The 15,784-nt window shown below is 71.0% G+C and carries 24 protein-coding genes and 2 pseudogenes; 18 read left to right on the top strand and 8 right to left on the bottom strand.

Annotation, left to right across the window (positions count from 1 at the left end):
- Positions 1 to 365: hypothetical protein (locus ACY34I_RS37885; RefSeq protein WP_462759994.1), on the top strand; the 365-nt coding region annotated here is incomplete at its 5' end.
- Positions 366 to 496: 131 nt separating this feature from the next.
- Here ACY34I_RS37885 and ACY34I_RS37880 read toward each other — a convergent pair.
- From ACY34I_RS37880 to ACY34I_RS37850, 7 genes are all read right to left on the bottom strand, one after another.
- On the bottom strand, positions 497 to 1,744 hold the full coding sequence (locus ACY34I_RS37880) for an MFS transporter (RefSeq protein WP_462759993.1): 1,248 nt from the start codon (positions 1,742 to 1,744) through the stop codon (positions 497 to 499).
- Positions 1,744 to 3,153 (bottom strand): FAD-dependent oxidoreductase, encoded by a 1,410-nt coding sequence (locus ACY34I_RS37875; RefSeq protein ID WP_462759992.1) that lies wholly within the window; start codon positions 3,151 to 3,153, stop codon positions 1,744 to 1,746. Before ACY34I_RS37875 ends, ACY34I_RS37880 begins: the two co-directional genes overlap by 1 nt.
- Positions 3,154 to 3,230: 77 nt before the next feature.
- Positions 3,231 to 3,728 carry an N-acetyltransferase family protein gene (locus ACY34I_RS37870; RefSeq protein WP_462759991.1) on the bottom strand — a complete coding sequence of 166 codons (498 nt, stop codon included), beginning with the start codon at positions 3,726 to 3,728 and terminating at the stop codon, positions 3,231 to 3,233.
- Positions 3,728 to 4,054: an ArsR/SmtB family transcription factor gene (locus ACY34I_RS37865; RefSeq protein WP_462759990.1), complete on the bottom strand. Its 327-nt coding sequence runs from the start codon at positions 4,052 to 4,054 to the stop codon at positions 3,728 to 3,730. Before ACY34I_RS37865 ends, ACY34I_RS37870 begins: the two co-directional genes overlap by 1 nt.
- A gap of 11 nt (positions 4,055 to 4,065) precedes the next feature.
- Entirely contained in the window at positions 4,066 to 5,310 is a 1,245-nt protein-coding gene (locus tag ACY34I_RS37860; RefSeq protein WP_462759988.1) for a M28 family metallopeptidase, read from the bottom strand.
- On the bottom strand, positions 5,307 to 5,555 hold the full coding sequence (locus ACY34I_RS37855; protein ID WP_462759987.1) for a hypothetical protein: 249 nt from the start codon (positions 5,553 to 5,555) through the stop codon (positions 5,307 to 5,309). Before ACY34I_RS37855 ends, ACY34I_RS37860 begins: the two co-directional genes overlap by 4 nt.
- Before the next feature lie 13 nt (positions 5,556 to 5,568).
- Complete coding sequence (locus ACY34I_RS37850; protein WP_462759985.1) at positions 5,569 to 5,718, bottom strand: hypothetical protein; 150 nt, start codon at positions 5,716 to 5,718, stop codon at positions 5,569 to 5,571.
- 87 nt (positions 5,719 to 5,805) lie between these two features.
- Between ACY34I_RS37850 and ACY34I_RS37845 the strand changes: the two genes are divergently transcribed.
- Positions 5,806 to 6,189: an ArsR/SmtB family transcription factor gene (locus ACY34I_RS37845; protein WP_462759983.1), complete on the top strand. Its 384-nt coding sequence runs from the start codon at positions 5,806 to 5,808 to the stop codon at positions 6,187 to 6,189.
- A gap of 73 nt (positions 6,190 to 6,262) precedes the next feature.
- Here the strand turns inward: ACY34I_RS37845 and ACY34I_RS37840 are convergent, their stop codons facing one another.
- A complete protein-coding gene (locus ACY34I_RS37840) occupies positions 6,263 to 7,369 on the bottom strand; it encodes a flavin-containing monooxygenase (RefSeq protein WP_462759982.1) in 1,107 nt (368 codons plus the stop codon).
- Between the two features lie 62 nt (positions 7,370 to 7,431).
- Here ACY34I_RS37840 and ACY34I_RS37835 point away from each other — a divergent pair, with 62 nt between their 5' ends.
- The 16 genes and pseudogenes from ACY34I_RS37835 to ACY34I_RS37760 form a co-directional block, all read left to right on the top strand.
- On the top strand, positions 7,432 to 7,767 hold the full coding sequence (locus ACY34I_RS37835) for an ArsR/SmtB family transcription factor (protein WP_462759981.1): 336 nt from the start codon (positions 7,432 to 7,434) through the stop codon (positions 7,765 to 7,767).
- Between the two features lie 127 nt (positions 7,768 to 7,894).
- Positions 7,895 to 8,251 carry a hypothetical protein gene (locus ACY34I_RS37830; RefSeq protein WP_462759980.1) on the top strand — a complete coding sequence of 119 codons (357 nt, stop codon included), beginning with the start codon at positions 7,895 to 7,897 and terminating at the stop codon, positions 8,249 to 8,251.
- On the top strand, positions 8,248 to 8,697 hold the full coding sequence (locus tag ACY34I_RS37825; RefSeq protein ID WP_462759979.1) for a MerR family transcriptional regulator: 450 nt from the start codon (positions 8,248 to 8,250) through the stop codon (positions 8,695 to 8,697). Before ACY34I_RS37830 ends, ACY34I_RS37825 begins: the two co-directional genes overlap by 4 nt.
- Positions 8,681 to 8,989: a hypothetical protein gene (locus tag ACY34I_RS37820; RefSeq protein WP_462759978.1), complete on the top strand. Its 309-nt coding sequence runs from the start codon at positions 8,681 to 8,683 to the stop codon at positions 8,987 to 8,989. The genes ACY34I_RS37825 and ACY34I_RS37820 overlap by 17 nt, the downstream gene beginning before the upstream one ends.
- On the top strand, positions 8,986 to 9,321 hold the full coding sequence (locus tag ACY34I_RS37815) for a YnfA family protein (RefSeq protein WP_462759977.1): 336 nt from the start codon (positions 8,986 to 8,988) through the stop codon (positions 9,319 to 9,321). Before ACY34I_RS37820 ends, ACY34I_RS37815 begins: the two co-directional genes overlap by 4 nt.
- Positions 9,322 to 9,440: 119 nt before the next feature.
- The gene (locus tag ACY34I_RS37810; protein ID WP_462759976.1) at positions 9,441 to 10,127 is read left to right on the top strand and encodes an arsenate reductase/protein-tyrosine-phosphatase family protein; all 687 of its coding nucleotides are present in this window, start codon (positions 9,441 to 9,443) and stop codon (positions 10,125 to 10,127) included.
- Entirely contained in the window at positions 10,124 to 10,783 is a 660-nt protein-coding gene (locus ACY34I_RS37805) for an arsenate reductase ArsC (RefSeq protein WP_462759975.1), read from the top strand. The genes ACY34I_RS37810 and ACY34I_RS37805 overlap by 4 nt, the downstream gene beginning before the upstream one ends.
- A gap of 51 nt (positions 10,784 to 10,834) precedes the next feature.
- Positions 10,835 to 11,552, top strand: a pseudogene (locus ACY34I_RS37800) (aquaporin); the annotation flags it as partial.
- Between the two features lie 22 nt (positions 11,553 to 11,574).
- Positions 11,575 to 11,757 (top strand): hypothetical protein, encoded by a 183-nt coding sequence (locus ACY34I_RS37795; RefSeq protein WP_462759974.1) that lies wholly within the window; start codon positions 11,575 to 11,577, stop codon positions 11,755 to 11,757.
- A complete protein-coding gene (locus ACY34I_RS37790) occupies positions 11,754 to 12,158 on the top strand; it encodes an arsenate reductase ArsC (protein ID WP_462759973.1) in 405 nt (134 codons plus the stop codon). Before ACY34I_RS37795 ends, ACY34I_RS37790 begins: the two co-directional genes overlap by 4 nt.
- A gap of 68 nt (positions 12,159 to 12,226) precedes the next feature.
- A complete protein-coding gene (gene trxB, locus ACY34I_RS37785) occupies positions 12,227 to 13,156 on the top strand; it encodes a thioredoxin-disulfide reductase (RefSeq protein ID WP_462759972.1) in 930 nt (309 codons plus the stop codon).
- Positions 13,157 to 13,639: 483 nt separating this feature from the next.
- Entirely contained in the window at positions 13,640 to 13,849 is a 210-nt protein-coding gene (locus ACY34I_RS37780) for a hypothetical protein (RefSeq protein ID WP_462759970.1), read from the top strand.
- A 51-nt stretch (positions 13,850 to 13,900) separates the two neighbouring features.
- Entirely contained in the window at positions 13,901 to 14,209 is a 309-nt protein-coding gene (locus ACY34I_RS37775; protein WP_462759968.1) for an ArsR/SmtB family transcription factor, read from the top strand.
- The gene (gene arsB, locus ACY34I_RS37770; RefSeq protein ID WP_462759967.1) at positions 14,206 to 15,294 is read left to right on the top strand and encodes an ACR3 family arsenite efflux transporter; all 1,089 of its coding nucleotides are present in this window, start codon (positions 14,206 to 14,208) and stop codon (positions 15,292 to 15,294) included. The genes ACY34I_RS37775 and arsB overlap by 4 nt, the downstream gene beginning before the upstream one ends.
- The gene (locus tag ACY34I_RS37765) at positions 15,291 to 15,494 is read left to right on the top strand and encodes a hypothetical protein (protein WP_462759966.1); all 204 of its coding nucleotides are present in this window, start codon (positions 15,291 to 15,293) and stop codon (positions 15,492 to 15,494) included. The genes arsB and ACY34I_RS37765 overlap by 4 nt, the downstream gene beginning before the upstream one ends.
- A gap of 16 nt (positions 15,495 to 15,510) precedes the next feature.
- Positions 15,511 to 15,784 (top strand): annotated as a pseudogene (locus tag ACY34I_RS37760) (arsenate reductase/protein-tyrosine-phosphatase family protein); the annotation flags it as partial.

Below are 15,784 nucleotides of genomic sequence, written 5' to 3'. Positions count from 1 at the left end.
GTCTGGTGGGATGGGGAGAGCCCGACGCGAGACCCTCCAGTGAAGGACTTCTGATCTTGCCCGAGCGGGAGGCGCAGCGGGCCTTGATGGCTGTTCCGGCGGGCAACGATCGCCAGTTGGTGCGTGGCGCGTTGCGGTGCGGCGCAAACGTATTCATGGCACGAGACGGCGGGATCCTCAAGGCCAAGGATGCCTTGAGGCCCTTTGGGCTGCTCATCGCCACGCCAGCCGACCTGCTGGAAGAGCTGTTCGCCTGCGGGGCGTTCCATTGCCTGCTGGGACCCCGATACCTGTACTGGCCGGCACCTGACCAACAACGGGTGGGACACCTGATTCACGCGCTCGACCCCGACAAACGCCCGTAGCAACGCCAGCCGAACCTAGTCGCTAGCCCGAATGCCGCTGGCGGCTGGCCGCGCCATCAACCCGAGCTGGAATTCGGGTCGGCGCTTGAGGGCACCAGCGACGAGCGTGTCGCCCCCGGGTTGCGGCGTTCTCAGGCAGGTTCGCGGCTGCGCGTGCCGCCTCCCCCCACGAAGAGCATGCCTACGGCGGCGAGCAGGCAGCCGATCCCTACAGCGGCCAGCAGGATCTGGTTGCCTCCGTGGTTGATGACTGCAGCGCCGGCCAGCGGCGCGGTGGCCTTCGCGGTAGTGACGGGGGCGGCGAGGCGTCCGGCGATGGTGGCGTAGGCGGTGGTGCCGTAGCGGTCGGCGAGGAGTGCTGGGGTGGCGAGGCTGGCGATGCCGAAGCCGAGCCCGAATCCGGTGACGGCGACGATGGCTCCGACGCGGGTTCCGGCGGCGAGGGGCATAGCGAGGACGGCGACTGCTTGGATGGCGAAGACGCCAGCGACGATGGTGGTGACCGGGAGCCGGCGTCGGGCGCCGGTGAGGACGAGTCGTCCGGTGACGGACAGGACGCCGAGGAGGCCGGCGGCGGTGGCGGCGAAAGTAGCCGGGTGGCCGCGGCTATTGAGGTAAACGACCAGGTGGACGCCGATGGTGCTGGTGGCGGCGCCGTGGGCGATGAGGGCGGCGGCGAGGATCCAGAACCGGGGGTCGCGCGTCGCGGCGCGCGCCGCGACGCGACGCGAGGTGTGGTCCGGGCGCGCCGCAGGGCTGGGTGCCCTGACATGCGGCGGTTTGCGGATGGTGAGGGCGTGCAGCGGCACGGTCACTATGCCGTGGACGGCGGCGAGCGTGAGCAGCGCGCCGCGCCAGCCGAGCTGCGCGACGAGCAGGCCAGTAAGGGGCATGAAGATGGTGCTGGCGAACCCTGCGACGACGGTGACCGCGAGCAGCGCGGTGGGGCGTCGGTCGGGGGTGAACCAGGAGACGATGACGGCGAAGGCGGGTTCGTAGAGGACCATCGCGCCGGTGATCCCGATGCCGATCATGACGGCGTAGAGCTGCCCGATGGTCTGGACCTGGGACCAGGCGATCAGCAGTGCGGTGGCGATGATCGAGCCGAGGGTCATGAGAGCGCGTCCGCCGTGCCGGTCGAGCCATCTGCCGACCGGGATGGCCATCAACGCGCCGGCAAGGACGCTGACGGTCAGCGCGCCGGTGACGGCGGTGATCGAGGCCCCGAGGTTGGCCGCCATAGGGCCGAGCAGAACGGCGTACGCGTAGTAGAGGGTGCCGTAGCCGACGGTCGAGGTGACGGCGAGGGCGGCGACGATGCGCCACCCGTGGCGCCCGCCGACCGTCGGGTCGGCGGGCGCCATCGCGGAGGTGGTCATCAGCTGGCGCAGCAGCCGCCGGTCTGGCCGCTGGCCGGGGTGTCGAGGCTGATGAGGCTCAGCGGGGCGGACAGCAACCCACCGGAGATGCCCGTGGCAAGCCCCTTGGCGGCCGGCTCCGGGGTGGGGCCGCAGCAGCTGTCGGTGCCGGTCGAGTCGGCGGGGTTGCTGTTGCAGACGCCGGTTTCGGGCAGGTCGAGCTGGACGTCCCGGGCCGCCTGCCAGTCGCCGGCGAGGGCGGCGACGACGGAGCGGACCTGCTCGTAGCCGGTGGCCATGAGGAACGTCGGGGCGCGGCCGTAGCTCTTCATGCCGACGGCGTAGTAGCCAGCCTCCCGGTGGGAGAGCTCTTCCACGCCGTGTGGGGGCACCGTGCCGCAGGAGTGCTCGTTCGGGTCGATCAGCGGGGCGAGCGCCCGGGTGGCGCCCATGACCGGGTCGAGGTCGAGCCGCAGCTCCGCCGCGATGGAATGGTCGGGGCGGAAGCCGGTGGCTGCGACGATCCGGTCAACGATCACCTGCTCCTCGCTACCGTCGGCATGCCGGACAACGACGGCGACCCGGCCGTCGGTCGGGGTGAGCGCGTGCACGGAGAAGCCTGTGAGCAGGCGGATCCGGCCGGCTTCCACGTGTTCGCGTAGCCGGGAGCCGAGCGCGCCGCGGGCGGGCAGGGCGTCGGCGTCGCCGCCGCCGTAGGTGCGGGCCGGGCTGGCCGAGCGGATCGCCCAGGTCACCTCCGTGCCCGGTTCGGCGGCCGCCAGCTCGGCCAGGGAGAGCAGGGTGTTCGCGGCGGAGTGGCCGGCGCCGACGACGAGGGTGTGCCGGCTGGCGAAGCGGTGCCGGTCGGTGCCGAGCACGTCGGGCAGGGCGTGCTCGAGGAACGCTGCCGCGTCCTTTTCGCCGCGGGCGGGCAGGCCGGAGGCGCCGAGGACGTTGGGGGTGCCCCAGGTGCCGGATGCGTCGATGATGGCGCGGGCCAGCAGCTCGTCGCCGTCGGCGAGGCGGATCAGGAACGGTGTCTGTTCGCGGCCGGCGGTGCGCAGTCGGTCCAGGCCGAGGCGGCTGATCGCCTCCACCCGGGCGCCGTAGCGAAGGTGGGGCTTGAGCTGCGGCAGCTCCGCGAGGGGCTGGAGGTAGTCGGCGACGAGGTCCGCGCCGGTGGGCAGGGCGTCCTCGGCCGGGGCGACCCAGCCGGCGTCGTCGAGCAGCCGGCGGGCAGCCGGGTCGACGTTGTACCGCCACGGGGAGAACACCCGCACGTGCCCCCACTGCCGCACCGCCGCGCCGGCGGTGTCGCCGGCCTCTAGGACAAGGAAGGGCAGGCCGCGCTCGTGCAGGTGGGCGGCGGCGGCCAGGCCCACCGGGCCCGCGCCGATCACCACGACGGGCAGCTCGTCCAGGACACTCATCGGAAAACTCCTCTGTGTTGAAAACTGTCGAATCAAGAAGGCGCAGTTGCGCCTTGGTACGCGGAGCCGAAGGGGGGTCAGGTGATGACGGGGCTGCGGCGCTCGAGCAGGACGACGTCGCGCCACCGCCCGTGGTGCCGGCCGACCCGCTCGCGGATGCCGATGACGCGGAACCCGGCCCGCTGGTGCAGGGTGAGACTGGCGGTGTTCTCGGGGAAGACGCCGGACTGGATGGTCCAGATGCCGGCGGCCTCGGTGGAGGCGATCAGCGCGTCCAGCAACAGCCGGGCCACCCCACGCCCTTGGGCGGCGGGGTCGACGTAGACGGAGTGCTCGACCACCCCGGCGTAGACCGCCCGGCTCGATGTCGGCGAGACCGCCACCCATCCGATCACGGTGTCGTCCGCGTCTACGGCCACGAGGCGGTGGTCAGGCAGCTTGGCCGCGTCGAATGCCGTCCAGGTCGGGGCGGTGGTCTCGAAGCTGGCGTTGCCGCCCTCGAGGCCGGCCTGGTAGATGGCGAGGACACGATCGGCGTCGTCCGAGGTCATCGGGCGGACGGTGATGTCGGCCATCAGCAGGCTCCGTTCGGGTGGGGGGCCGGGCGGCCCATGACGACGTCGGCGGCCGAGGGGAAGCAGCCGACGCAGGCGTCGTTGATGCGGTAGTGACGGGCGGTGCCAACCGGCTCGACGAGCACGAACCGCACCTCGGTGAGGATCTTCAGGTGTTGGGAGACGGTGGACTGGGCGAGCCCGACGGCGGCGACGATCTCCCCCACGCTCATCGGTCGGGCGTGCCGGGCCAGGTATTCCACGATCTGCACCCTGGTCGGGTCCGCCAGGGCCCGGAACCATGAGGCGTAGGTCTGCGCGGTCGCCCGGTCGAGCAGTTCGCTCACCACCACTCCTTCTATCGTTTATCGCCGATTGACGATCGAAGTCTAGCGGACTCGGTGGCGGCGAGGTGGGCGGTGGCGACGACGAGGCGGGCGATCGCGGCCAGGGTGGCGGGGTCCACCTTGTCGGGGGTGTCGGCGGGGCTGTGATAGCCGCCCATCCCGGCGCCGATGCCGACTACGGCGAAACCGGCACCGCCGTAGCGGCGGTTGTCCGATGCCACCGGGCCCGCTGCCAAAGGGACGCCGGTATGGCGCCCGGCCTGATCGAGCAGGGCGAGGAGGCGATGGGCCGGCCCTCCGGCCTCCACCGCCGCCGCCCCGTCCAGGCGACCGGCCCCGTCGACGTTGACCACCAGCGGTGAGACACCTGCGGCGCGGAGCTGGGTGGCGTGGTGGGCGGAGCCGAGCGCCCCGACCTCCTCCCCGTCGAGCAGCGCAACGGACAGCCCCACACCTGCGGGGAGACTGGCTGCGAGGACTCGGGCGACTTCGAGGACCACAGCAACACCGGTGGCATTGTCCGACGCCGCGGGCAGGCGCAGCCCCGGGTGATCGCCGACGCCGTCGTAGTGGGCGGTCAACAGCAGGTCAATGCCGTCAGGGGCCGGCGGCCGGAGACGGGCGTGGATGTTCGTGCCGGTGACGTCGTCGCGGCGCAGGGGCGTTGCCCCGTCCAGCCAGCCGTCGCCCGCAGTCGCGGCGGCGAGGACGGCGTGGTGACTGTCGGGGTCGAGGGCCAGCACCGGCAGCGGCCCGGGATCCGGTCCGGCGAGCACGGTGAACTGCCAGCCGTCGGCGTCGACCGGGCGGCGGATCAGCAGCCCGGCCGCACCTTGGGTGTCGCGGTAGGCGTCGAACAGGCTCATCTCGGCGGGCACGACGAGCCACCGCCCGGCCGGGTCGTCCGTGCCGGCCACGCCGAGCGCGCCGCGGCGTGGGTGGGTGGTGTCGGCGGAGGCGGGGTGGATCGCGACCTGCCGGCCGAACACCAGCTTGGCGGTGCCGTTCCGGTCGCCCCAGCTAACCGTCGGCGCCTCATACACCTGCGGCACCGCTCGGACCGGGAAGTCCTCGGTACGGACCTCCGCGCCGAGGGCGGTGAGCCGGTCGACGAGCCAGGTGCGGGCCGCCGCCCCGCCAGCCGAGCCGACGCGACGGCCGGCGAGGGGGCCGGAGGCGAGGATGGCGATGGTGGCGGTCATCCGTTCAGCGCTGACCTGACTGAGCAGGTCCGTGAGATCGGTGCGGGTGGTCATGAGCAGCACCCCTGTTCGCTGGCGATGGCGTCGGCCTTGGCCTGGGTGCCGCAGCAGGAGTCGGCGGCATGGGCGGCCTGGCGGGTACCGCAACACGGGTCGCCGCCGGCGGTGGCGCCGGCCGGCGGGAGGATTCCGCCGACGGCCTGGGCGGGGCTGCCGCAGCAGGCGCCGGAGCCGGTGACCTGCAGGGCGGCGGCGGGGTCACCGGTGAAACCGCCGGCGGCCGGGGTGTTCTCGGTCACGTCGGGTCCTCTCCTAGCGGCGGCTGGTCAGCGTGTAGACGGTGATGCGGGCGCGGTCGTAGCGGCGCTCGGCCCGCTCGGCGGCGGTGGACACCTGGGCGCAGGAGTCACAGAACCGGACACCAGCCGGCGGTGTGGGCCGGCGGCGCGTAGAGCCGAACATGGTGAGCCTCATTTCCACGGGACGCTGTCTTGACGTCCGTCTAAGCAGAGACTTGCACGCTGATTAGAGAGATGTCAACCTAGAGGCATGTCGAAGCAACAGGCGTCGCTTCCCGTCGTCGATCTGAACGCCGATGCGCCGTGCTGCCCTCCGCTGGCGCAGCGCCGGGTCCCCGCCGAGACCGCCGCGGTGCTGGCGCCCGCGTTCAAGGCCCTCGGCGACCCGGTACGACTGCAGCTGATGTCGATGATCGCTTCCGCCGAAGGCGGCGAGGCATGCGTGTGCGACCTGACGCCGGCGTTCGACCTGACCGGGCCGACGATCTCGCATCACCTCAAGACACTGCGGGAGGCAGGTCTGGTGGACGCCGATCGGCGGGGCACCTGGGTCTACTACCGGGCCCGCCCGCAGATCCTGCGCCAGCTCGCCGCCCTGCTGTCGGTCGAGCCGGCAGCCGCCTCCCGGGTCTGACCCCGCAGCTCCCCCACCGCCGCCACGCGCCGGTGCCGCCCGTGGCTCGGTCCGCTGCCATGGGCGACGTCGGCTACGGGTGACCGGAGGGCGTGGCGCGCGTCTGGCGGGAAGGGCGGGGTCGCCGGTCGGCGTGTGCGGCGAGGGCGGCCATGACGTGCGCGGCGTCGCGCCCGACGCCGCGCAGGGTGTTCGAGGCGAAGGATCGCTGGAACTCCAGGCCCAGATAGACCAGGCCGGGATGGGTGGTGGAGATCCCGCCCACCTGGCGCGGCACGCCACCATCAAGCGCGCCCAACGGGGCGACGTAGTCGAGATCGGGCCGGTATCCGGTGGCGAAGATGACCGCGTCGACCGCTTCGGGTGTCCCGTCGCTCCAGACGACGCCGTCAGGGGTGAAGGCGGTGAACATGTCTCGCCGGACAAGCCGCCTAGAGGCGAAGGCGTCGCGGTAGCGGCCGGTGTCGAGCACGGTGGCGTGCCGGACAAGCCGGGTGATGACCGCCCGTGGAAGACGGTCGGCGCCGGTGACGCGCAGCCAGTAATGCAGGTCCCGGCCGCGGATGCGCTGCGGCAGGAACCGGACCGGTTCTCGGGTCGCCAGCGTCACGCGGGCGTGCGTGGCGAGTTCGTAGGCGACCTGGACGGCGGAGTTGCCGGCCCCCACGACCACCACCCGCTTGCCGGCGTACGCCTCGGGGCGGCGGTAGTCGGCGACGTGCCGCAGATCCCCCCTGTACTCGCCCTGCCCGGGCAGCGTCGGCAGGTGCGGGTTGCCGAAGGAGCCGCTGGCGGCGACGACACCCACTGCGGCAAGTTCGTCGCCGGTGTCGGTGCGGACCAGGTATCCACCGTCGGGACGGGCGTGTACGGCGACGGCCCGAGTGCGGGTGCGGATCTCGGCGTCAAGCGCTTGGGCGTAGCGGCGCAGGTAGGCCGCGACCTCGTCCCGGCGCGGGTACCGGTCGGGGTCGCCGTCGAAGGGCATGCCGGGCAGGGCGCTGTAACGGGCGGGCGAGAAGAGGGTGAGGCTGTCGTAGTAGTCCGGCCAGGAACCGACCGGTTCGGCGCCGGCGTGTAGGACGACGGGTCGCAGGCCGGCGGTCAAGGCGGCTCGGGCGGCGGCGAGGCCGGACTGGCCGCTGCCAATGATGATCACAGGATCGGTGTGAGCGCTCACGACACAATCATATCGTCATTTCGTTGAATGACAATATGAGTGGGACGAGGAAAGGTGTGACCATGAGCCAGACCGCCGCCGACCAGCCGACCGGGCCGCAGAACGCCGCCGCGCCGACCCTCGCGCCGCAGACGCAGGAGTTCCTCAAGGCCCTCGGCAGTCCCACCCGGCAGCGGATCATGATGCTGTTCGCTCGCGGCGCCGAGATGTCTGTCGGCGAGGTGGCCGAACGGGTCGGCATCAGCCAGGCCACAGCGTCGCAGCAGTTGACCCTCCTGCGCCGCGGCGGTGTGGTCACCTCCCGTCGCGACGGCAAGACCGTGTTTTACCGGGCTGACCGCGACGGCGCCCTCGCCGCCCTGGCGGACCTGCAGTCCTACCTGGCGACCTGCTGCTGAGAAAACTGCCCAACCGGTTCGCACCCGAATCCCTACTGCAGGCGCAGTCCGGGCCGGGGCCCTCAGGCAAGTGGCACCTATCACTGGGCTTGCATCTCGTACCTAGGTACAGGCTTACCGTCGTCGTATGAGTGACCACCACATCACGACTGACGGCTCCTGGGTGCCGGATGCGTGCACCCTGCCGACGGCTGAACGGCCGCTGCGGCTCGCCGAGTTCGATCAGTTCTTCACCGCTGCCGTACGCGCCGTCGACCGCATGTCGGCGCGGCACCTGCGGTTGCGGCTCGACGGCACGGCGCAGGTGGAGCAGACGGCGCGGGATCTGACGGCCCGCGAGTCGTCGTGCTGCTCGTTCTTCACCTTCGACCTTTCACGCCCCGACCCTGACTCGTTGACCCTGGATGTCCAGGTACCGGCGGGGCACGTCGACGTGGTGGACGCCCTCGCCGCCAGAGCCGCAGCGGTAACGGGCGCGAGATGAGCGGATCGGGACTGCGCAGCCGCCAGCTGGCCGACGCTGCCGGGGTCAACTTGCAGACGCTGCGCTACTACGAGCGCCGCGGCCTGCTCACCTCGCCTCAGCGGTCACCGGGCGGGCATCGGCTCTACCCGTCCGACACCGTCACCCTGCTGCGGGTGATCAAGACCGCCCAGCGCCTCGGCTTCACCCTCAACGAGGTCGCCGACCTGCTCGACGCCGGCCGGCACCAGCACAGCGGCCGACCCGACGCCGGCCTCCAGGCACGGGCCAAGGAGAAGCTCGTCGAGGTGGAACAGAAATTGGCTGATCTGACGGTCATCCGCGACACCCTGCGGGCCGCCATCGCGGCCGGCTGTGACGACCTCGTCGCCTGTGCCGGCAGTTCCTGCTGCCCGCTGCCCTTCGCTGAACTCGCCGAAAGGACTCCCCGTGCCGACACCTGCTGACCGGCTGCGCCGCATGCTCCCCTCCGGCTTGACCGGACTCGCCGGGGCCGCCTGCGCCGCCTGCTGCGTCCTGCCGGCCCTGCTCGCGGCCGGGGTTTTTGGTGGTGCCGGCTGGGCCGCGGTCAACCGCTCCCTGCCCGGCGTCGCCGTCGCGCTTGCCGTGCTCGCCGGGGCATCCTGGTGGTGGGCCAGCAAACGCCGCCACGCGACCGGCTGCGCCGGCGGCAACTGTTCCTGCAACCAGGGTGACCAGCAGGACCGTGAGGTGCTCCCGCTACGGTCCGATGCATGACGGTTGCTCGCTCAATCCTGCTGTTCCTCCTCGCCGCGCTCGCCGAGATCGGCGGCGCCTGGCTGGTGTGGCAGGGCTGGCGGGAAAACCGAGGACTGCTGTGGATCGCGGCCGGAGTCATCGCGCTCGGCTGCTACGGCTTCGTCGCCACCTTCCAACCCGACCCGAACTTCGGCCGCATCCTCGCCGCCTACGGCGGCGTCTTCGTCGCCGGCTCCCTCGCCTGGGGCATGCTCGTCGACAAGTTCCGCCCCGACCGCTACGACCTCATCGGCGCCGCCATCTGCCTCGTCGGCGTCGCCGTCATCATGTACGCCCCGCGCAGCAGCTAACGAACAGCCGCCGTCCGGGCGCGAGCGTTCCTTGACGCCTGCTCACACCGCGCGCCAAGACGCGCCCCTGGCGCACTCGCTCTTGACGAACGGCGTATCGCTCAGCAATAGTTGAGTCAATGGACGTTGAGCTTGCTTCTCTTGCGGAGCGCGCACGGATCCACGCCGCCCTCGGCGATCCGGCGCGCCTGGCGATCGTGGACGCGCTCACCCTGGGCGACGCCTCCCCCGGGGAGATCGCTCACACCCTCAACATGCCGACGAACCTGGTCGCCCACCACGTCAAGGTCCTCACCGACGCCGGGCTCGTCGTCAAGGGCCGTTCCGAGGGAGACCGCCGTCGCACCTACCTGCGGCTACGCCCGGAAACCCTCGGCGCCCTCGCCACTCCCCGGCTGACCGGTGTCGGCCGGGTGGTGTTCGTGTGCACCCACAACTCGGCCCGCTCCCAGCTGGCCGCCGCGCTGTGGAGGCGGCGGACCAACACCGATGTCGCCTCCGCCGGGACGAAACCGGCAGCGCGGGTCCATCCCCGCGCGGTGGCCGTGGCTCACCGCCACCACCTCGACCTCGACCCGGCGGGCACCGCCCACGTCGCCGACGTCGTCCGCGGGGATGACCTGGTGATCGCCGTGTGCGACAACGCCCACGAGGAACTGACCGGCCCGGTCCGGCCCCGCCTGCACTGGTCCGTCCCGGACCCGGTCCGCGTGGACACCGACGAGGCGTTCGAGGCGGCATACGTCGACCTCGCCGACCGGGTCGACCGGCTCGCCCCCGCCGTCCTGCCCGGAGGTCCCCGATGACCGACACCGCCCACCCCCACCAGGAGATCAGCCTCGACCAGCAGGTCGCCCTGCACACCGCCGCGACCCGGCTGGCCGAGGAATTCGATGGCATCTACGGCACCGAGACCGTCGAGAGGTTCCTGCACAGCAGCTACGACCAGTTCGCCACCGCCGCCACCATCTCCAACTATCTTCCGCTGCTGGCCGAGCGCTTCGCCCGCCAACGGTTGCGGGCCCTGGCCCGGGTCGAGGGCCACCACCACGACGGCCGCCCGGTGGTGCTGTTCCTGTGCACCCACAACGCCGGCCGCTCTCAGATGGCCCTGGGCTTCTTCACCCACCTGGCCGACGGCCACGCGATCGCCTGGTCCGGGGGCAGCGAACCCGGCATCGAGATCAACCCCTCCGCGATCGCGGCGATGGCCGAACGGGGCATCGACATCTCGGAGGAGTTCCCCAAGCCCTGGACCGATGAAGTGGTCCGTGCCGCCGATGTGGTGGTCACCATGGGCTGCGGCGACGCCTGCCCGATCTTCCCTGGCACCCGCTACGAGAACTGGGGCGTCGACGACCCGGCCGGCCTCGACCTGACCGATGTGCGCCCGATCCGGGACGAAATCGAACGCCGGGTCCGCCGGCTCCTCGACGAATTGAACGTCACCACCACCTGGTAACCGTCACCCCGGCTCGCCGGGGCCCCTCAGATCATGGGAGAGAACAAACTGATGACCATCGCACTTCGGCGGCGCCTGCTGGCCGAGTTCCTCGGCACCGCCCTGCTGGTCACCGCCGTGGTCGGCTCCGGCATCATGGCCACCACCCTCTCCCCCGGCGATGTGGGCCTCCAGCTTTTGGAGAACTCCACCGCCACCGTCTTCGCGCTCGCCGCACTGATCCTGATCTTCGGACCGATCTCCGGGGCCCACTTCAACCCGGTCGTGTCCGCCGCCGACTGGTTCCTCGGCCGCCGTGCTGGCACCGGCCTCACCGCCCGCGACCTGGGCGGGTACGTCGTGGCCCAGGTGTTGGGCGGGATCGCTGGAGCGGTGCTGGCGAACCTGATGTTCGACCTGGCCGCCGTCGACTTCTCCGGCAAGGACCGCGCCGCCGGCCACCTGTGGCTCGGCGAGGTCGTCGCCACCACCGGCCTGATCTTGCTGATCTTCGCCCTCGCCCGCTCCGGCCGCGCCCCCGTCGCGCCCGCCGCCGTCGGCGCATACATCGGCGCGGCCTACTGGTTCACCTCGTCGACCTCGTTCGCCAACCCGGCGGTCACCATCGGCCGCGCGTTCACCGACACCTTCGCCGGCATCGCCCCCACCTCCGTGCCCGGGTTCGTGCTGGCGCAGCTGGTCGGCCTCGCGGTTGGCGTCGGTTTGCTCGCCGCCCTCTACCCCGACGCCGGCGCCGCCGCCGACCAGGTCGTCGTCCCCACCGACGAAGACGCCACCGCCAGCCACCGCTCATGACAGAGCACGCACACGACAGCAGCGAGCGTTCGCCCGGCTTGTTCAACCGCCGCTACGACCCCAGCCGCTATCGAACGCTCGACCGCAACAGCAACCCGGATCACCCCCTGTTCCTCGACCTCAACAACATGCCGGGCAACCGGCCCCGCGACTCGTACTGCATGGAAGGCACCTCATGAGCACCAAGCCCAGCGTCCTGTTCGTCTGCGTCCACAACGCCGGCCGCTCCCAGATGGCCGCCGGCTGGCTGCGTCACCTCGCCGGCGACACCGTCGAGGTCCGCTCCGCCGGCAGCGCACCCGCCGACCAGGTCAACCCGGCCGCTGTCGAGGCCATGCGCGAGGTCGGCATCGACATCACCGACCAGACCCCCAAGCTCCTCGAATACGAGACCGCAGAGTCCTCCGACGTCATCGTCACCATGGGCTGCGGCGACGCCTGCCCCGTCTTTCCCGGCAAGCGCTACGAGGACTGGAAGCTCGAAGACCCTGCCGGCAAGGGCGTCGAAGCCGTGCGCCCGATCCGCGACGAGATCCGCACCCGGGTGGAGAACCTGCTCGCCGAACTGCACACCGCCTGACGTCGCCTTCGCTGTCGCCCGCCGGCCCCGTCGGCGGGCGATGCCTCTCTGAGCAGGAGCCACCCCCCATGTCTGCCCCCCATCCGCTGATCATCATCGGCTCCGGGCCCGCCGGCTACACCGCCGCCCTCTACGCCGCCCGCGCCAACCTCACACCCCTGGTCATCGAGGGCGTCCAGTCCGGCGGCTCGCTGATGACCACCACCGACGTGGAGAACTTCCCCGGCTTCCCCGACGGCATCACCGGCCCCGAGCTGATGGACAACCTGCGGAAGCAGGCCGACCGGTTCGGCGCCCAGTTCCTCACCGACGACGTCACCCGCGTCGACCTCACCAGCGAGATCAAGACCCTCTGGGTCGGCGAGCAGGCCCACCACGCGCGGGCGGTCATCCTCGCCACCGGATCCGCCTGGCGACCCCTCGGCGTCCCCGGCGAGCAGGAACTCCTCGGACACGGCGTGTCCGCCTGCGCCACCTGCGACGGGTTCTTCTTCCGCGACCAGGACATCGCCGTCGTCGGCGGCGGCGACACCGCCATGGAGGAAGCCACCTTCCTCACCCGCTTCGCCCGCAGCGTCACCATCATCCACCGCCGCGACACCTTCCGCGCCAGCCAGATCATGGCCGACCGCGCCCTGGCCAACGAGAAGATCACCGTCGTGTGGAACAGCGTCGTCGAGGAAATCCTCGGCGACGATGGCATCGTGGTCGGCGTTCGCATTCAGGATGTCCACACCGGCGCCCAGCGGGTCCTGGACGTGACAGGGGTGTTCGTCGCCATCGGGCACGACCCGCGCAGCGAGCTGTTCCGCGGCCAGGTCGACCTCGACCCCGACGGCTACGTCACCGTGCAGTCCCCCAGCACCCGCACCAACCTGCCCGGCGTCTTCGCCGCCGGTGACCTCGTCGACCACACCTACCGGCAAGCCATCACCGCAGCCGGCACGGGCTGCGCCGCCGCCCTCGACGCCGAGCGGTACCTCGCCGCCCTGCCCTAGCCGGGCACCGCCCGAGGTCCGGCCGAGCTTGCCGGACCTCGGGCCTACGGCAATTCGCGGATTCGGGTGGCGATGTCCGCGACCGTGATCTTCGCCATTCGGCCCGCGCCCACCAGCGTCGCCGACGCAGGCCCCGTCCAGTCGCCGTAGCCAAGCAAGTTGAGGCGGGGCTCGTCTATTGACCGTGTTCCGTCGGTCGCACCCCTCCGTGCCGCCAGCCCGCTGACAGCGGGGCAAGGTGGGTGAGGTTTGGCCGAAACCCGGCGCACCAGATGACCGCATGGCAGGGCAGCTCGGCGCCGTCCTGCCCAACGCACACCTTGTCCGGTGAGCCGCACGAACATCGGACGGGCCTGCAGTACCCCACGCTACCGGGGATCGCGGACGGCGGGCACCATCACGATGTCCCCCAATCGCTGACACCGCCACCGGCAGCCGCGCGGGTGGCCGCCCCACAGCACGTGACCGTCGGCGTCGTGCGGCATGAACCGCGCGGAACGCAAGGTGACCCAGGTGGTCGCGGCGAACCGCGACACTTCGGCCCGGATCTGCGCCGCCGAGGCGCCCGCTGCGAGAACTGGGACCTCGACGAACCCCGCCGGCCTCGACCTGGCCGACGTCCGGCCGATCCGCGACGAGATCGCAGGCCGCGTCCGTTACCTCCTGAATCAGCGGCAGGTCCCGGCGGTGTGACCTGAGCCATAGATGGCGCACGATGCCCACGACCCGAGATAACATCATTGTGTGCTGATATCACGGACGGATGATGTGATCAGGTTGTTGGCCGATCCGATGCGGGCCCGCATCATTGACCTCCTCGCCAACGGCCCCGCCTGCACCTGCCACCTCGTCGAGGACACCGGCGCCCGGCAGTCCAACATCTCGAACCACCTGCGCGCCTTGCGCGACGCCGGGGTGGTCACCGCTGAGCCGCACGGCCGCTACACCTACTACCGGCTCAACACTGAGGCTTTGGACGAGGCCGCCCAGCATCTGGCGCAGTTGGCCCAGCGCGCGCGCTCCAACTCCGAATCCCGACGGGAATGCCCATGAGCACCGCCACCCACGTTGACGCCACCGAGACAGCGGTGGTCGGACGTTTGTCCCGGCTCGACCGGCTCCTGCCGGTCTGGATCGGCCTGGCCATGGTCGCCGGCCTGCTCCTCGGCCGCCTCGTCCCCGGGCTGAACACCGCGCTCGATGCGGTCAAGATCGGCGGTATCTCGCTCCCGATCGCCCTGGGCCTACTGATCATGATGTACCCGGTGCTGGCCAAGGTCCGCTACGACCGCCTCGACACCGTCACCGGCGACCGCCGCCTGCTGATCTCGTCGCTGGTCCTCAACTGGATCGTCGGCCCTGTCGTCATGTTCGCCCTCGCCTGGATCTTCCTGGCCGACCAGCCCGAGTACCGCACCGGCCTGATCATCGTCGGACTCGCCCGCTGCATCGCCATGGTCATCATCTGGAATGACCTCGCCTGCGGCGACCGGGAAGCCGCCGCCGTCCTTGTCGCCCTGAACTCGGTTTTCCAGGTGCTCGCCTTCGGCCTGCTCGGCTGGTTCTACCTCGCCGTGTTGCCGGGCTGGCTGGGCCTGGACGGTGCCGCACTGGAAGTCTCCGGCTGGGACATCGCCCGCAACGTGCTCATCTTCCTCGGCATCCCCCTGCTGGCCGGATACCTCAGCCGCCGCCTCGGGGAACGAGCCAAGGGGCGCGGCTGGTACGAGCATCGCTTCCTACCCAAGGTCGGACCCGTCGCCCTCTACGGACTGCTGTTCACCATCGTCATCCTCTTCGCCCTCCAGGGCGACGCCATCACCAGCCAGCCGATCGACGTGGCCCGGATCGCCCTGCCACTGCTGGTCTACTTCGCGGTGATGTGGGCCGGCTCCTACCTGCTCGGCCGGGCCATCGGCCTCAACTACGAACGCACCACCACGCTGGCCTTCACCGCGGCCGGCAACAACTTCGAACTCGCCATCGCGGTCGCTATCGGCACCTTCGGCGTCGCCTCCGGCCAAGCCCTCGCCGGCGTCGTCGGCCCCCTGATCGAGGTACCCGTCCTCGTCGGGCTGGTCTACGTCTCCCTCTGGGCCCGCCGACGCTTCTTCCCCGCACAGGTGGTTTCGCGATGAGATGCCTGGACTGCGGATCCACCGAGGTCATCGGCGTCTGCGCCCACTGCGGTGCTGCCATGTGCCATGACCACGTCATCGTCACCGCCGTGCACCTGACCCGCATCGCTCCCATCAATCGGCCCATTGCCGTCGACCCACCCGCCCGCCAACTGCGCTGCACCGTCTGCGACGCGGCCCACCGCGCGGCCGCCAAATGATGACGGAAGACCCCCCATGAGTGACAAGCCCAGCGTCCTGTTCGTCTGCATCCACAACGCCAGCCGCTCCCAGATGGCCGCCGGCTGGCTACGCCACCTCGCCGGCAACACGTCGAAGTCCGCTCCGCCGGCTCCGCACCCGCCGAAGCCGTCAACCCGGCCGCCGTCGAGGCCATGCGCAAGGTCGGCATCAACATCACCGACCAAACCCCAAGCTCCTCGAATACGAAACCGCCGAAACCTCCGACATCATCATCACCATGGGCTGCGGCGACGCCTGCCCCGTCTTC

It is taken from the genome of Micromonospora sp. RTBAU3-60 (genome assembly GCF_054963695.1).
This window is presented reverse-complemented; position numbering and strand designations above follow the sequence as displayed.

What these genes read in the sequence shown, in the direction of transcription:
- ACY34I_RS37815 (WP_462759977.1), top strand. Translation starts at nt 8,986, where the DNA reads ATGACGGTTGCTCGCTCAATCCTGCTGTTCCTCCTCGCCGCGCTCGCC.
- ACY34I_RS37830 (WP_462759980.1), top strand. Translation starts at nt 7,895, where the DNA reads ATGAGTGACCACCACATCACGACTGACGGCTCCTGGGTGCCGGATGCG.
- ACY34I_RS37825 (WP_462759979.1), top strand. Translation starts at nt 8,248, where the DNA reads ATGAGCGGATCGGGACTGCGCAGCCGCCAGCTGGCCGACGCTGCCGGG.
- ACY34I_RS37870 (WP_462759991.1), bottom strand. Translation starts at nt 3,728, where the DNA reads ATGGCCGACATCACCGTCCGCCCGATGACCTCGGACGACGCCGATCGT.
- trxB (WP_462759972.1), top strand. Translation starts at nt 12,227, where the DNA reads ATGTCTGCCCCCCATCCGCTGATCATCATCGGCTCCGGGCCCGCCGGC.
- ACY34I_RS37835 (WP_462759981.1), top strand. Translation starts at nt 7,432, where the DNA reads ATGAGCCAGACCGCCGCCGACCAGCCGACCGGGCCGCAGAACGCCGCC.
- ACY34I_RS37850 (WP_462759985.1), bottom strand. Translation starts at nt 5,718, where the DNA reads ATGTTCGGCTCTACGCGCCGCCGGCCCACACCGCCGGCTGGTGTCCGG.
- ACY34I_RS37795 (WP_462759974.1), top strand. Translation starts at nt 11,575, where the DNA reads ATGACAGAGCACGCACACGACAGCAGCGAGCGTTCGCCCGGCTTGTTC.
- arsB (WP_462759967.1), top strand. Translation starts at nt 14,206, where the DNA reads ATGAGCACCGCCACCCACGTTGACGCCACCGAGACAGCGGTGGTCGGA.
- ACY34I_RS37805 (WP_462759975.1), top strand. Translation starts at nt 10,124, where the DNA reads ATGACCGACACCGCCCACCCCCACCAGGAGATCAGCCTCGACCAGCAG.
- ACY34I_RS37780 (WP_462759970.1), top strand. Translation starts at nt 13,640, where the DNA reads ATGAACCGCGCGGAACGCAAGGTGACCCAGGTGGTCGCGGCGAACCGC.
- ACY34I_RS37880 (WP_462759993.1), bottom strand. Translation starts at nt 1,744, where the DNA reads ATGACCACCTCCGCGATGGCGCCCGCCGACCCGACGGTCGGCGGGCGC.
- ACY34I_RS37875 (WP_462759992.1), bottom strand. Translation starts at nt 3,153, where the DNA reads ATGAGTGTCCTGGACGAGCTGCCCGTCGTGGTGATCGGCGCGGGCCCG.
- ACY34I_RS37810 (WP_462759976.1), top strand. Translation starts at nt 9,441, where the DNA reads ATGGACGTTGAGCTTGCTTCTCTTGCGGAGCGCGCACGGATCCACGCC.
- ACY34I_RS37860 (WP_462759988.1), bottom strand. Translation starts at nt 5,310, where the DNA reads ATGACCACCCGCACCGATCTCACGGACCTGCTCAGTCAGGTCAGCGCT.
- ACY34I_RS37765 (WP_462759966.1), top strand. Translation starts at nt 15,291, where the DNA reads ATGAGATGCCTGGACTGCGGATCCACCGAGGTCATCGGCGTCTGCGCC.
- ACY34I_RS37845 (WP_462759983.1), top strand. Translation starts at nt 5,806, where the DNA reads ATGTCGAAGCAACAGGCGTCGCTTCCCGTCGTCGATCTGAACGCCGAT.
- ACY34I_RS37790 (WP_462759973.1), top strand. Translation starts at nt 11,754, where the DNA reads ATGAGCACCAAGCCCAGCGTCCTGTTCGTCTGCGTCCACAACGCCGGC.